Genomic DNA, 13,608 nt, shown 5'->3' with positions numbered 1-13,608 from the left:
ATTGAGGAGATATTGTAAAAAATCTTCGCGCTCTGTAGTGGGAACGGTCAGATGCTGATGAATTTAAAAGCCCCGACTTTCAAGATATAACACGGTTGCAGCGACACGGGAACGAACCTGAAGTTTACGCAGTAAATTGCGAATATGCACTTTCACGGTCTCTTCAGAAATATGCAGGCCAGAGGCAATTTGTTTATTCGATAACCCACGGGCGACCTCTTGCAGCACGTCTAATTCGCGCTCGGTTAACACGGCGAACGGGTCGTCGCTGTGTTTGTCGGTACTGCGGGTGCGTAAATATTCCGCGACTTGCTCGCTATAGGCTTCGCCCTGTGTTGCTCCTCGACGAATATCTTCGAGCAGTACGTCAGGATCGCTATCTTTAAGCAAATATCCGTCGGCGCCTGCATCAATCAGAGTGAAAATATCACTACGCGAATCAGACACCGTCAGCACCACGATACGCCCGCTCACACCATCACGACGCATGGCGTTCAGCGTATCAAGCCCACTCAAACCTTTCATATTCAGGTCGAGCAAAATAAGGTCAGGTGCCAGGCGATTTGCCAGACTTATGGCTTCTGCGCCGCTACTGGCTTCACCTACCACGCTAAAACTTTCATCCATTTCCAGCAGTTGGCGAATGCCACGGCGCATTAACGGATGATCATCGACGATCAATACCTGACAGACAGTTTTCTCACTCATCACATACCCCAATACATTTCACATTATTATCGTTATAAATTTACGGGAGTTACGTTTGCCGCTTGTTCTGAAGGTGGCGAACGAAAATTCAACGTAATTAAAGTCCCACCAGGTTGCGGGCGGGAAATAGTCAGCTCACCACCTAATCGGGCGGCGCGCTCTTGCATGATATTTAATCCGTAATGCCCTTCGGGTTCCGTCAGGCTGGCAATCCCTCTGCCATCATCAAGAATACTCACAGTATGAACCCCTGACTGGGACGTGCTACAGCTTACGGATATTTTATTGGCGTGTGCATGTTTAATCGCGTTTAACACACCTTCGCGAATAATCTGGAGTAAGTGCACCTGCTGCGAAGCATCTAAGGCCTGAGTTGGAATCTGACAATCCAGCGTGAGAGTGGCCTGTGTTTGCTTACGCAGCGGGGTGATCATCTCTTGCAATGCAGAAGGTAAATCTGCTTGCTGGAGCGTCAGGCGGAAAGTGGTCAACAACTCGCGCAATTGACGGTAAGCATCGTTCAGCGCCTGGGAGAAGTCATTAATAATGCCTTGTGCGGGCTGGTTCTCCGCCGGGACTGCACGTTTTAGTAACGTGAGTTGTATGCGTAAGAAAGAGAGCACTTGCGCCAGCGAATCATGTAACTCGCGGGCAATGGTCGCACGTTCTTCCATCAACAATAGCTGCTGATAGTGTTTTTGCGCCTGATTAAAATACAGCCCGCGCCCCAGCATATTCGCCAGACTTTGCATTAACGGCAGCGGCGGAACCCCTTGTGGCGCCTGCCAGCGAAGTAAACCTAACTCTTTATCCTCAAGCACAATCGGCAAGGTTTGCCACGTCTGGTTATTCTGTTGAACACCGTCATGTATCTTCCAGTTTTCACCGGTTTTCATTTCGAGGTAATTGACCGGCGTTTTCTGGCGAACTTGCTGCAACACACGTTCGAAACAGTGTTGATCAATGGTGCTGACAGTCAGCGCCTGTGAGCAGGCGTACAGGACTTCCAGCGTGCGGTTTGCCTCCTGCAAATCCAGCGTTTTTGCCTGCACGCTCTCTTCAAGTGAGCGATAGAGCTTTTGCAACTCGCCAGACATGCGGTTGAAGGTTTGCGACAACAGCCCCAGTTCGTTTGGCAGTTGCGTATTCAATGGTGGGTAATCGAATTCGCCACGCTCAATGGAGGCACTGGCTACCATCAATTTATTGAGAGGAGCCACCACCTGATGGCGGATACGGCGTAGCGTGAAAAACACCAGCGTGAAAATGGCAATAAAACCCACTACCGAGGCCATCACAACCTGCATCATTTTACGTTCGGCATAGTGCTGAAGCGCCAGTACAAACAGGTCGATTTGCGCGACATAACCCGCGATGTTGGCACGATACCATTGCAGATCGCCCTGGCGGATATGCTGTTCCATCTCGGCCCAAGCGCTATTAATCACGGCAAAGCGAGCCCGGACCTCTGCAGGCACCCAGAATTTCTCGATTTTAAGCAGGGCTGGTGAGCGCAGGGTCTGGTCATATTGCTCCAGATGTTTGTCAATATGGGTGCGATCGCCCTGTAAATCATACCCCAGGCGATAACTCTGCATACGCAATGAGCCCGCGACATTTACCGCTTCGGCATCACGTAAACTACTCGCAAGGGTGAGCATCGCAATGCCTGTGGAAAGCAGCGATAACAAAACGATATAAAAAAAGGCGCGGGCCAGGCTCGTGGAAACCGAGCGTTTTACGATCACTGCATATTTACCCGTCGAAATAATTGAGAGCGAAACGTACCAGAAACTGACGACGTCACAAATCCTTGTTGCTTATATTTCGGCATATCTTCCAAAACAATGGTTAGGAATTAACTCGGTAACATCACAAGCATAACTGCTGCATAACAAAACGGGGAAAAACGATGTTTCATTAAACATGAAAGGAAATTGATCCGTACCAGGTTATTAGCAGATTTCAGGACAAATTGGGCAAATGACCATTGCCAGTTTAAACATCGCCAGGTAATAACATACCCCCATAAAAAATAAGCCTCCGGTTTGTAATAACGGACAAAGGGGTAGTGATGAATCGTTTTGTTCTTGCCAATGCACAGCTTTGTATTGGATGCCATGCCTGCGAAGTGGCTTGTGTGATGTCCCACAATGACGAAAAGCATGTTCTGACCCGTCAAAAATTCCAGCCACGCATCGCCGTGATTAAGCATGATGGCCGACGTAACGCCGTCACTTGCCGACATTGTGAAGATGCCCCCTGCGCCAGCAGTTGCCCAAATGACGCTATTTCACGTGTCCGAGACAGTGTGCAAGTCAACCAGCAGAAATGTATTGGCTGTAAATCCTGTGTCGTGGCTTGTCCGTTTGGTGCCATGCAGGTCATTACTGTTCCGCTCAATGACGGGCGTTCAGTTAAGGCCAATGCCCATAAATGCGATTTGTGTCAGCATCGCGAAAATGGCCCCGCATGTGTGGAAAATTGTCCCAGCAAAGCACTGAAATTAATCAGCAGTGAGACACTTGCCACATTGGCAAAGAACCGACGTTTGCGCTCAGCGGCAATGGAATCTCAGCCGTGGCACAGCACTGCGCAGCAAAGTGTGCAACAGCTGTCAGCGGGTAGCGAATTAACGAAAGTGAACAAAATGCGGGCGACTCCAGCACGGCAGGAGCCGGACAAAATTGAGCTGGATTTGCGTAAAACAGGTTTTGACGAAATCTATCGTACGTTTGATAAAACCCAGGTGGAAAGCCAGGCTGACCGCTGCCTGAAATGCGGCGAGCACAGTATTTGTGAATGGACTTGCCCGCTGCACAACCACATTCCACAGTGGATTGAACTGGTCAAAGAAGGGCGCATTCTCGAGGCGGTTGAACTGTCACATCAGACAAACTGCTTGCCGGAAGTGACCGGGCGCGTCTGCCCGCAAGATCGTCTATGCGAAAGTGCCTGCACCCTGAAAGATGAATATGGCGCTGTCACCATCGGGAATATTGAACGCTATATTTCCGACAACGCTTTTGCCCGCGGTTGGACGCCTGACCTCTCATACGTTAAACCGACAAACCGCCGTGTAGCCGTGATTGGGGCAGGGCCTGCCGGGCTTGCCTGTGCGGATATTCTGGCGCGAAACGGCGTTCAGGCAACGGTGTTTGACCGCCATCCTGAAATTGGTGGGCTGCTGACGTTTGGGATCCCGGCGTTCAAACTGGATAAATCGTTATTGAGCCGTCGTCGTGAGATTTTCAGCGCGATGGGGATTGAATTTAAACTCAACACCGAAGTGGGCCGTGATCTCTCCCTGCAACAGGTGCTGGCAGAATTTGATGCGGTATTTGTTGGCGTTGGCACGTATCGCTCAATGAAAGCTGGGCTGCCCAACGAAGACGCGCCAGGGGTTTACGACGCGCTGCCGTTCCTGATTGCGAACACCAAACAGGTGATGGGTTTACCTGAATTGCCTGAAGAACCGTATATCAATATGGCAGGTAAGAAGGTGGTGGTGCTCGGCGGTGGCGATACGGCAATGGATTGTGTCCGCACCTCTTTACGCCATGGGGCGCAGCAGGTGACTTGCGCCTATCGTCGGGACGAAACCAACATGCCAGGCTCCAAAAAAGAGGTCAAAAATGCCAGAGAAGAAGGGGCATTGTTTGAGTTCAACGTGCAGCCGCTGAACATTGAGCTGGATGACAATGGCCGAGTGGTCGGGATCCGTATGCTGCGCACGCAAATGGGTGAGCCAGACGAGCAGGGCCGCCGTCGCCCGGAACCGATTGAAGGCTCCGAATTTGTCATGCCAGCCGATGCGGTGATTATGGCGTTTGGCTTCCATCCGCATGGCATGCCGTGGCTGGAAGAACAAAACGTGAAACTCGATAGCTGGGGGCGCATTGTTGCGAGCGTTGAAGATAAATTGCGCTATCAGACCACCAACCCAAAAATCTTCGCTGGTGGCGATGCTGTGCGTGGCGCAGACCTGGTCGTGACCGCGATGGCGGAAGGTCGCCACGCTGCTGCGGGGATCATGGAGTATCTGGCTGTCCCTCCTCAGCGCCTGAATTAATGGCTAAATTCACCCCGGCATGGCGTCGGGGTGAGTGTTTGTTTTACAAACCGAATTCCTTATTGATCCCATCCCTGTATTTACCCCTAAAGGGTGATGCCTCTACTCCCCCTTTGTCACATAACGTAATGCTCAATAAAAATGATGAAAAAAACACAGAAGTGTTTGCCGGTTTCATTACAGCGAAATCGTGTATTTGTGATGCAAGGATGTGCCATATGGCTGATTTTTCCCGTCGTGGATTATTAACCGGTAGCTTTCGACGCTCCGGTTCTGCTTTCCGCCCTCCCTGGAGCGGAGACGAAAACCATTTTCTTGTGGACTGCACGCGCTGCGATGCATGCCTGTCGGCCTGCGAAACCCATATTTTAAAACGCGGTCAGGGCGGCTACCCCGAAGTTAACTTTACCCACGGTGAATGCACATTCTGCTACGCCTGCGCGCAAGCCTGCCCAGAAAAAATCTTTCTTAAGCGCGAGGTTTCCCCCTGGGAGCATACCTTGTCGATTGGCGATAACTGCCTGGCTAAAAACAACATCGAATGCCGCAGCTGTCAGGACAGTTGCGAAACTCAGGCGATTGCCTTTCGCCCTTCGCTTCAGGGCATCGCACAACCTCTACTCAATCATGCTGATTGCAGCGCTTGCGGCGCCTGTATCGCGGGTTGCCCGGTTTCAGCCATCACCATGAGGCACGCAAATGCAAGCTAACTGGCACGTCTGTGGCCTGGTGGTTCAGGCCCATCCACACAATATTGTCGCGGTAAGCCACGCATTGAGCGAGCTCCCGGGAAGTGAAGTTGCGTTAACCGATGCCGGGCACGGCAAATTGGTGGTGGTTATGGAAGCAGCGCGCAGTGATGTGCTGCTGAATCAAATTGAGTCAGCACGCAATATTGCGGGTGTGCTGGCGGTGTCGCTGGTTTATCACCAGCAGGATGAGCAAGGTGAGGAAACACCATGAAACTCAGTCGTCGTAGCTTTATGAAAGCGAACGCCATTGCAGCTGCGGCGGCCGCCGCTGGTCTTAGCGTACCAGGCGTTGCCCGTGCTGTTGTCGGTAAACAAGATGCCATCAAATGGGATAAAGCCCCGTGCCGCTTTTGTGGCACGGGTTGTGGCGTCTTAGTCGGCACGCAAGATGGACGCGTGGTTGCAAGCCAGGGTGATCCAGATGCACCTGTAAACCGTGGCCTGAACTGCATCAAAGGCTACTTCCTGCCAAAAATCATGTACGGAAAAGACAGGCTTACCCAGCCGTTGTTGCGCATGAAAGACGGTCAGTTTGATAAAGAAGGCGAGTTCGCCCCCATTAGCTGGGAGCAGGCCTTCGACATCATGGAACAAAAATTTAAAACCAGCCTGAAAGAAAAAGGGCCGGAAGCCGTTGGGATGTTTGGTTCTGGTCAGTGGACGGTTTGGGAAGGTTACGCCGCTTCGAAATTATTCAAAGCTGGTTTCCGTTCGAACAACCTGGACCCGAACGCGCGCCATTGCATGGCTTCTGCGGTGGTGGGTTTCATGCGTACCTTCGGGATGGATGAACCTATGGGCTGCTACGACGACATCGAGCAGGCCGACGCATTCGTGCTGTGGGGCTCGAACATGGCCGAGATGCATCCGGTTTTGTGGTCGCGTATCACCAACCGCCGTCTGTCGAATGAAAATGTTAATGTCGCGGTCCTTTCTACTTTTGAGCATCGTAGTTTTGAGCTTGCCGACAACGGCATGGTGTTCACACCGCAAAGCGATCTGGCGATTCTTAACTACATCGCGAATTACATCATTCAGAACAATGCGATCAACGAATCGTTCTTTAAGCAGCATGTGAACCTGCGCAAAGGGGTCACTGATATCGGTTACGGCTTGCGCCCTACGCATCCGCTGGAAAAAGCTGCCAAAAACCCAGGTTCTGATGCCTCTGAGCCGATGAGCTTTGAAGATTACAAAGCGTTCGTTGCCGAATACACACTGGAAAAAACCGCTCAGATGAGCGGCGTGCCGACAGACCAGCTCGAAGCGCTTGCTCAGTTGTATGCAGACCCGAACAAAAAAGTGATTTCTTACTGGACGATGGGCTTCAACCAGCATTCACGCGGCGTCTGGGCTAACAATCTGGTTTACAACATCCACTTGTTGACGGGGAAAATCTCCCAGCCGGGTTGCGGGCCGTTCTCTTTAACCGGCCAGCCTTCAGCATGTGGTACGGCGCGTGAAGTCGGCACCTTCTCCCATCGTCTGCCAGCCGACATGGTGGTGACCAACGAGAAGCATCGCCAAATCACGGAAAATATGTGGCAGCTTCCAGCGGGAACCATTCCGGCGAAAGTCGGTTTGCATGCCGTGGCTCAAGACCGCGCGCTGAAAGATGGCAAGCTCAACGTCTACTGGGTGATGTGTAACAACAACATGCAGGCCGGGCCAAACATTACCGAAGAACGTATGCCGGGCTGGCGCGATCCGCGTAACTTTGTGATTGTTTCCGATCCTTACCCAACGATCAGTGCATTGAGCGCGGATCTGATCCTGCCAACGGCTATGTGGGTAGAAAAAGAGGGCGCTTACGGCAACGCCGAACGTCGTACTCAGTTCTGGCGTCAGCAGGTTAAAGCGCCGGGCGAGGCAAAATCAGATCTCTGGCAGCTCGTGCAATTCGCTAAGCGCTTCAAAGTTGAAGAAGTGTGGCCGGCTGAATTACTGGATCAGAAGCCGGAATACCGTGGCAAAACGCTGTTTGACGTGCTGTTTGCCAACGCAAACGTCAGCAAATTCCCGGTCACTGAACTGGCGGAAGATCAGCTCAATGACGAATCACGCGAACTGGGCTTCTATCTGCAAAAAGGGTTGTTCGAAGAGTACGCCGCATTCGGGCGTGGCCACGGGCACGATCTCGCGCCGTTTGATGACTACCACAAAGCGCGCGGTTTACGCTGGCCGGTGGTTGACGGTAAAGAAACACTCTGGCGCTACAGCGAAGGCCACGACCCTTACGTGAAAGCGGGCGAAGGCTTCAAGTTCTATGGCAAACCAGACGGTAAAGCGGTGGTTTTTGCCTTGCCATTTGAGCCAGCGGCAGAATCCCCGGACCAGGAATACGACCTGTGGTTATCCACTGGACGTGTACTGGAACACTGGCATACCGGCAGCATGACGCGTCGCGTACCAGAACTTCACCGTGCCTTCCCTGAAGCCGTTTTGTTTATTCATCCGCTTGATGCGAAGGCGCGTGATTTGCGTCGTGGCGACAAAGTGAAAGTGATTTCACGCCGTGGTGAAGTGATTTCGATTGTCGAAACACGTGGTCGTAACAAACCGCCGCAGGGTTTGGTGTACATGCCATTCTTCGACGCCGCTCAACTGGTGAATAACTTGACGCTGGATGCGACCGATCCGCTTTCGAAAGAGACGGATTATAAGAAATGCGCCGTGAAACTGGCGAAGGTGTAAGGGGATAACATCATGAAAAAAACCATCCTGACCAAGACATTCTTTCAATGGATAGCGGCGTTTACGCTGCTGGTGAGTGGGGCGTTGTGGGCCACGAGCGGTGCTGATCTGACGCAGTCTCCTGAAGTGTCTGGCACGCCGGAAGGCTCGGTACATATGCCGAAACAGCAGGGGCGTATGGCGCTGAACTATGTTAACCAGCCGCCACTTGTCCCGCACAGTGTCGACGGTTACCAGGTGAGCAAAAATACCAACCGTTGTCTGCAATGCCACGGCGTTGAACATTACCGCACAACAGGCGCGCCGCGCGTAAGCCCGACGCACTTTATGGATAGTGATGGCAAAGTGCTTTCCAACGTCGCACCGCGCCGCTATTTCTGCCTGCAATGCCATGTTCCTCAAACCGATGCGGCTCCGATTGTCGAGAACACATTCACGCCGTCTAAAGGCTTTGGAAACTAGAGGCCATTATGGATAAATCAACCCGTAAACCAGGCATCATCCGACGTATATGGCAGTGGTGGCGTCGCCCAAGCCGTCTGGCGCTGGGCACGTTACTGCTGATTGGCTTCGCTGGTGGGATTATTTTCTGGGGCGGTTTTAACACCGGCATGGAGATGACTAACCGCGAGGAATTTTGTATCGGCTGTCATGAAATGCGCGCCAATGTCTACGAGGAGTATATGCAGACCGTGCATTACAACAACCGTAGCGGCGTGCGTGCCACCTGCCCGGATTGCCACGTTCCGCATGAATGGGTACCGAAAATGGTACGTAAAATTCAGGCCAGTAAAGAGTTGTATGCCAAAGCGTTTGGCATCATCGATACGCCACAAAAGTTTAATGACCATCGACTTGAGATGGCGCAAAACGAGTGGCGCAGGATGAAAAACAACAACTCGCAAGAGTGTCGGAATTGCCATAACTTTGATTACATGGATTTTACCGCCCAGAAAACCGTCGCGGCAAAAATGCATGATAAAGCGGTCAAAGACGGGCAAACCTGTGTGGATTGCCATAAGGGGATTGCGCATAAGTTGCCGGATATGAGCGAAGTGAAGAACGGTTTCTGACCGTTAAACCACCCTCATCCTAACCTTCTCCCTGAGGGAGAAGGGATCAGACCGGAGCCTGTTGAGGGTGAAGAGACTGTTTTCTCCCTGCCTTTCCCCCTCTTCCTGAGGGAGAAGGGAGCTGGTCGGAGCCTGCTGAGGGTGAAGAGACTGTTTTCTCCCTGCCTTTCCCCCTCTCCCTGTGGGAGAGGGCCGGGGTGAGGGCAAAGGGCATCAGTCGCAAAAATTCGCGACAAAAACAACCTGCACGCCTATGATTACCGACTCCCCTAACTCACTGTGGAGACGGTATGTCGGTCAAAATTGAAGTCATCAAAGATAAAATCCTCTCAGATAACTACTTCATCCTGCGTAATATCACCTACGATTTATACCGTAACGAAGCCGAAGCTATCCGTCATAAACGAGAAGTGTATGACCGGGGTAACGGTGCCACGATCCTGCTCTATAACCGTGAGAAACAAACCGTAGTGCTGACGCGCCAGTTCCGGGTTGCGACGTGGGTCAACGGTAATGCCGACGGTATGTTGATTGAAGCCTGTGCCGGACTGTTGGATGCGGATGAGCCAGAAATTTGCGCGCGTAAAGAAGCGATTGAAGAAACAGGTTACGAAGTTGGGGACGTCGAAAAATTATTCGAGCTGTATATGTCGCCGGGCGGTGTCACCGAGCTCATTCATTTCTATATGGCGGAATACAGTGACGCTCAACGCGATAACGCGGGTGGCGGGATTGATGATGAAGATATCGATGTGCTCGAGTTACCTTTCAGGCAGGTGATGGAAATGGTAGCAAAGGGGGAAATTCGTGATGGAAAAACGGTCATTCTGTTACAGCAACTACAGCTACGCGGGTTTATGTCATAGAGTCATTTATATTCAATTGGTTATGTTTATTATACCCAAGATAATTCGAGTTGTGGGTAGGCGGCAAGCTCAGGAGTCCCCAGGAGCTTACTTGAGTAAGTGACTGGGGTGAGTGAGTGCAGCCAACGCCCCCACAACTTGAAGTATGAAGGGTATCCGACAATTCCGATTGAGTGCAAACCTTAACCAGACGAAGATATCGCCACATTTCGTACATTTTTTCTCTTCGTCTTCTCAGGATATGTGTCGCCAATGCTTCTGCGCAAAGAATCGCTGTTTCTCTTTTTATTCTTTATAGCGAACTCCGCTTTCGCGGCAGCGGCACAAAAATCGTTTTCTGACTGGCAAGTTACCTGCAATAACCAAAATTTTTGTTCGGCCCGTAACACTGGGCTGCATCAAGGCCTTGTCATGACGCTGACTCGTAGCGCCGGTGCGCATACCGATGCGTCATTGAGAATTGATTTAGGCAACATGACCGCCACTGACATGAAAGCGCCGCCGATTGCTCCACATCTGTTGGTCGATGGCGAACCGCTGATGTTGGATCTGACAAAATGGCAGGTCACTCCCCATCACCTCAAAACCGGCGATGCCGATGCGATTAATGGTTTTCTCGATAAAGTCGTCAACGCGGGTGCCATTACCCTCAAAGAAGGGAAAGGAAATATCTCGCTCAGCGGACTGAAAGCGTCGTTGCTGTTTATTGACAGTCAGCAACAGCGAGTGGGCAGTGAAACTGCGTGGGTCAAAAAAGGCGATGAACCCCCTCTTAGTGTACCGCCAGCCCCCCCACTGAAAGCCGTTAAGCTGACTAACCCAACACCGACGCCGCTGACGCAAGAGGAACTAAACGACTTGATGGATTACGGCACCTGGCGCATGAGCAGCAGCCAGTGTTCGTTAGATCCCGCTCGCCGGGAAGTCCGCGTATTTGCCCTCAGTGACGACAAAGCCCTGCTGATGATTGGCTGTGAGGCAGGAGCTTACAATATTGTCGATCTCGCGTGGGTGGTATCCCGCCAGAAGCCGTTCGCGGCGCGGCAAATCCGTCTGAAACTGCCGTTTACGCCAGGAAGCGGTAACACCGAACTTGAACTGATGAACGCCGGATACGATGAAACCAATAAAGAACTGACCACGCTTGCGAAAGGGCGCGGAATCGGGGATTGCGGCGTCGCGACACGCTGGCGTTTTGATGGGCAACGTTTTCGCCTGGTGCGATATGCTGAAGAGCCGACTTGTGATGAGTGGAATTCTAGTGCGTCGTGGCCAACGTTATGGGTGACTAAGTAATCCTGGCTATCTTATTTGCCATTCTGGCCCCGGGCAGTGCTCAGAATCCTCACGTACTTTGTGTACGCTCCGGTTCTTGCGCGCTGTCCGTGACCAAACTGGCTGCAACGATAACGCCAGGCCAGCTATGACGTTCGTTTTATCTTCTAAACCCCTAAAACCTTCTTCGCTTTCGCTACCACATTCTCGGTGGTAAAGCCAAAGAACGGGAACAGCTTATCGGCGGGCGCTGATTCACCGTAAGTCGTCATGCCGACAATCGCCCCTTTCAGGCCGACATATTTGTACCAGTAATCCGCAATACTCGCTTCGACTGCCACGCGCGCGGTAATATCTGAAGGCAAAACAGACTCCCGATACGCTTCGTCCTGCGCATCAAAAATATCAGTGGAAGGCAGCGAAACCACGCGCACTTTGTGGCCTTCGGCTGTGAGCTTATCCGCCGCCAGTACCGTGATTTCCATCTCAGACCCGGTTGCGATCAGAATGACATCCGGCGTGCCGTCACTGTCTTTGAGAATATAGCCCCCGCGACTAATGGCACTGACTTGTTCTGGAGTGCGTTCCATTTGTGCGAGGTTCTGGCGTGAAAGAATCAGCGCCGTAGGGCCGTTATGGCGCTCGATTGCTGTTTTCCATGCCACTGCGGCTTCGACCTGGTCGCAAGGCCGCCAGGTACTGAAGTTAGGGGTCATGCGCAGGCTGGCCAGTTGTTCAACCGCCTGATGCGTAGGGCCATCTTCGCCAAGACCAATCGAATCGTGGGTATACACCATGATTTGCCTGGCCTTCATTAATGCCGCCATACGCGCCGCATTACGCGCGTATTCCACAAACATCAGGAATGTGGCGGTATACGGAACAAATCCGCCATGATGGGCAATCCCGTTGGCAATAGCCGTCATACCGAATTCGCGCACGCCGTAGTGAATGTAATTCCCGGCGATGTCCTCTTTAATGGATTTGGATTCTTTCCAGATGGTCAGATTGCTCGGAGCCAAATCGGCAGAACCGCCTAACAATTCGGGCAAACTTGGGCCATAGGCATTGAGCGCGTTTTGCGAGGCTTTACGAGTCGCAATTTTTTCCGGATTAGCCTGCAATTTCTCAATGAATTTTTGCGTGGTTTCCTGCCAGTCTTCGGGCAATTCACCGTGCATCCGGCGGGTAAATTCAGCAGCAAGTTCGGGATTCTCTTTCGCATAGGCGGCAAATTTATCATTCCAGACCGCTTCGGCTTGCTCGCCTTTCTCTTTGGCATCCCAGGCGTGATAAATCTCTTTCGGGATTTCAAACGCCGGATAGTTCCAGCCGAGTTGTTTGCGGGCGAGTGCGACTTCCTGCTCACCAAGAGGAGCACCGTGTGCCTCTTCTTTACCGGCTTTATTTGGCGAGCCAAAACCGATGACGGTGCGGCAAATAATTAGCGACGGTTTATCTTTGACGCTTTGCGCTTCCTGAATCGCTTTTTTCAATGCTTCGGGGTCGTGGCCGTCAATTTCATGCACCACATGCCAGTGATAAGCCTCAAAGCGTTTGGCGGTATCGTCGGTAAACCAGCCATCGGTTTCACCATCAATTGAGATGCCATTGTGGTCATAGAAGCCGATGAGTTTGCCAAGACCGAGCGTGCCGGCAAGAGAACAAGCCTCGTGGGATATACCTTCCATCAGGCAGCCGTCACCCATAAATACATAGGTAAAGTGATCGACAATTTCATGATTGGGGCGGTTAAATTGCGCCCCAAGTGTGCGTTCAGCAATGGCCATGCCGACAGCATTGGCAAGCCCCTGGCCGAGTGGCCCCGTGGTGGTTTCCACGCCAGGGGTATAACCCATTTCGGGATGACCAGGGGTTTTGGAGTGAAGCTGGCGGAAGTTTTTTAACTCCGACATCGGTAAGTCATACCCGCTCAGATGCAACAGGCTGTAGAGCAGCATCGAGGCGTGACCGTTGGAAAGAACAAATCTGTCCCGATCAGCCCATGTGGGGTTCGTAGGGTTATGGTGCAGGAAGTCGTTCCATAACACTTCGGCAATATCTGCCATTCCCATCGGTGCGCCAGGGTGGCCTGAATTCGCTTTTTGTACCGCGTCCATACTCAGGGCACGAATGGCATTAGCAAGCTCTTTACGAGATGACATGTT

The 13,608-nt window shown here is 52.0% G+C and carries 11 protein-coding genes; 8 read left to right on the top strand and 3 right to left on the bottom strand.

The features are described from left to right. Positions 1 to 63 precede the first annotated feature (63 nt). Entirely contained in the window at positions 64 to 708 is a 645-nt protein-coding gene (gene narP, locus BSPA111_RS05585; RefSeq protein WP_183270153.1) for a nitrate/nitrite response regulator protein NarP, read from the bottom strand. 32 nt (positions 709 to 740) lie between these two features. After that, positions 741 to 2,456: a nitrate/nitrite two-component system sensor histidine kinase NarQ gene (gene narQ, locus BSPA111_RS05580; RefSeq protein ID WP_183270152.1), complete on the bottom strand. Its 1,716-nt coding sequence runs from the start codon at positions 2,454 to 2,456 to the stop codon at positions 741 to 743. A 326-nt stretch (positions 2,457 to 2,782) separates the two neighbouring features. Between narQ and aegA the strand changes: the two genes are divergently transcribed. The 8 genes from aegA to BSPA111_RS05540 all read left to right on the top strand — a co-directional run bounded on the left by aegA (position 2,783) and on the right by BSPA111_RS05540 (position 11,461). Continuing rightward, complete coding sequence (gene aegA, locus BSPA111_RS05575; RefSeq protein WP_183270151.1) at positions 2,783 to 4,780, top strand: formate-dependent uric acid utilization protein AegA; 1,998 nt, start codon at positions 2,783 to 2,785, stop codon at positions 4,778 to 4,780. 218 nt (positions 4,781 to 4,998) lie between these two features. Continuing rightward, entirely contained in the window at positions 4,999 to 5,490 is a 492-nt protein-coding gene (gene napF / locus BSPA111_RS05570) for a ferredoxin-type protein NapF (RefSeq protein ID WP_183270150.1), read from the top strand. Beyond that, positions 5,480 to 5,743 carry a chaperone NapD gene (gene napD / locus BSPA111_RS05565; protein ID WP_183270149.1) on the top strand — a complete coding sequence of 88 codons (264 nt, stop codon included), beginning with the start codon at positions 5,480 to 5,482 and terminating at the stop codon, positions 5,741 to 5,743. Before napF ends, napD begins: the two co-directional genes overlap by 11 nt. Then, positions 5,740 to 8,226: a nitrate reductase catalytic subunit NapA gene (napA, locus tag BSPA111_RS05560; protein WP_183270148.1), complete on the top strand. Its 2,487-nt coding sequence runs from the start codon at positions 5,740 to 5,742 to the stop codon at positions 8,224 to 8,226. The genes napD and napA overlap by 4 nt, the downstream gene beginning before the upstream one ends. A 12-nt stretch (positions 8,227 to 8,238) precedes the next feature. After that, positions 8,239 to 8,688: a nitrate reductase cytochrome c-type subunit gene (napB, locus tag BSPA111_RS05555; protein ID WP_183270147.1), complete on the top strand. Its 450-nt coding sequence runs from the start codon at positions 8,239 to 8,241 to the stop codon at positions 8,686 to 8,688. 8 nt (positions 8,689 to 8,696) lie between these two features. Beyond that, positions 8,697 to 9,299: a cytochrome c-type protein NapC gene (gene napC, locus BSPA111_RS05550; RefSeq protein WP_183270146.1), complete on the top strand. Its 603-nt coding sequence runs from the start codon at positions 8,697 to 8,699 to the stop codon at positions 9,297 to 9,299. Between the two features lie 290 nt (positions 9,300 to 9,589). Continuing rightward, positions 9,590 to 10,165, top strand: a complete 576-nt coding sequence (gene nudK, locus BSPA111_RS05545; RefSeq protein WP_183270145.1) for a GDP-mannose pyrophosphatase NudK — start codon at positions 9,590 to 9,592, stop codon at positions 10,163 to 10,165. Positions 10,166 to 10,417: 252 nt separating this feature from the next. Continuing rightward, positions 10,418 to 11,461, top strand: coding sequence for a DUF1176 domain-containing protein (locus tag BSPA111_RS05540; RefSeq protein ID WP_183270144.1), 1,044 nt, complete (start codon positions 10,418 to 10,420; stop codon positions 11,459 to 11,461). Positions 11,462 to 11,607: 146 nt separating this feature from the next. Here the strand turns inward: BSPA111_RS05540 and tkt are convergent, their stop codons facing one another. Continuing rightward, positions 11,608 to 13,605: a transketolase gene (gene tkt / locus BSPA111_RS05535; protein WP_183270143.1), complete on the bottom strand. Its 1,998-nt coding sequence runs from the start codon at positions 13,603 to 13,605 to the stop codon at positions 11,608 to 11,610. Positions 13,606 to 13,608 lie beyond the last annotated feature (3 nt).

Origin of the sequence: Buttiauxella sp. A111, from assembly GCF_014189855.1 — a bacterium.
In the GTDB taxonomy this organism is placed as follows: Bacteria; Pseudomonadota; Gammaproteobacteria; order Enterobacterales; family Enterobacteriaceae; genus Buttiauxella; species Buttiauxella selenatireducens.
This window is presented reverse-complemented; position numbering and strand designations above follow the sequence as displayed.

Coding starts and splice junctions, on each gene's coding strand:
- narP (WP_183270153.1), bottom strand. CDS start 708: ATGAGTGAGAAAACTGTCTGTCAGGTATTGATCGTCGATGATCATCCG.
- aegA (WP_183270151.1), top strand. CDS start 2,783: ATGAATCGTTTTGTTCTTGCCAATGCACAGCTTTGTATTGGATGCCAT.
- napF (WP_183270150.1), top strand. CDS start 4,999: ATGGCTGATTTTTCCCGTCGTGGATTATTAACCGGTAGCTTTCGACGC.
- napD (WP_183270149.1), top strand. CDS start 5,480: ATGCAAGCTAACTGGCACGTCTGTGGCCTGGTGGTTCAGGCCCATCCA.
- napA (WP_183270148.1), top strand. CDS start 5,740: ATGAAACTCAGTCGTCGTAGCTTTATGAAAGCGAACGCCATTGCAGCT.
- napB (WP_183270147.1), top strand. CDS start 8,239: ATGAAAAAAACCATCCTGACCAAGACATTCTTTCAATGGATAGCGGCG.
- napC (WP_183270146.1), top strand. CDS start 8,697: ATGGATAAATCAACCCGTAAACCAGGCATCATCCGACGTATATGGCAG.
- nudK (WP_183270145.1), top strand. CDS start 9,590: ATGTCGGTCAAAATTGAAGTCATCAAAGATAAAATCCTCTCAGATAAC.
- BSPA111_RS05540 (WP_183270144.1), top strand. CDS start 10,418: ATGCTTCTGCGCAAAGAATCGCTGTTTCTCTTTTTATTCTTTATAGCG.
- tkt (WP_183270143.1), bottom strand. CDS start 13,605: ATGTCATCTCGTAAAGAGCTTGCTAATGCCATTCGTGCCCTGAGTATG.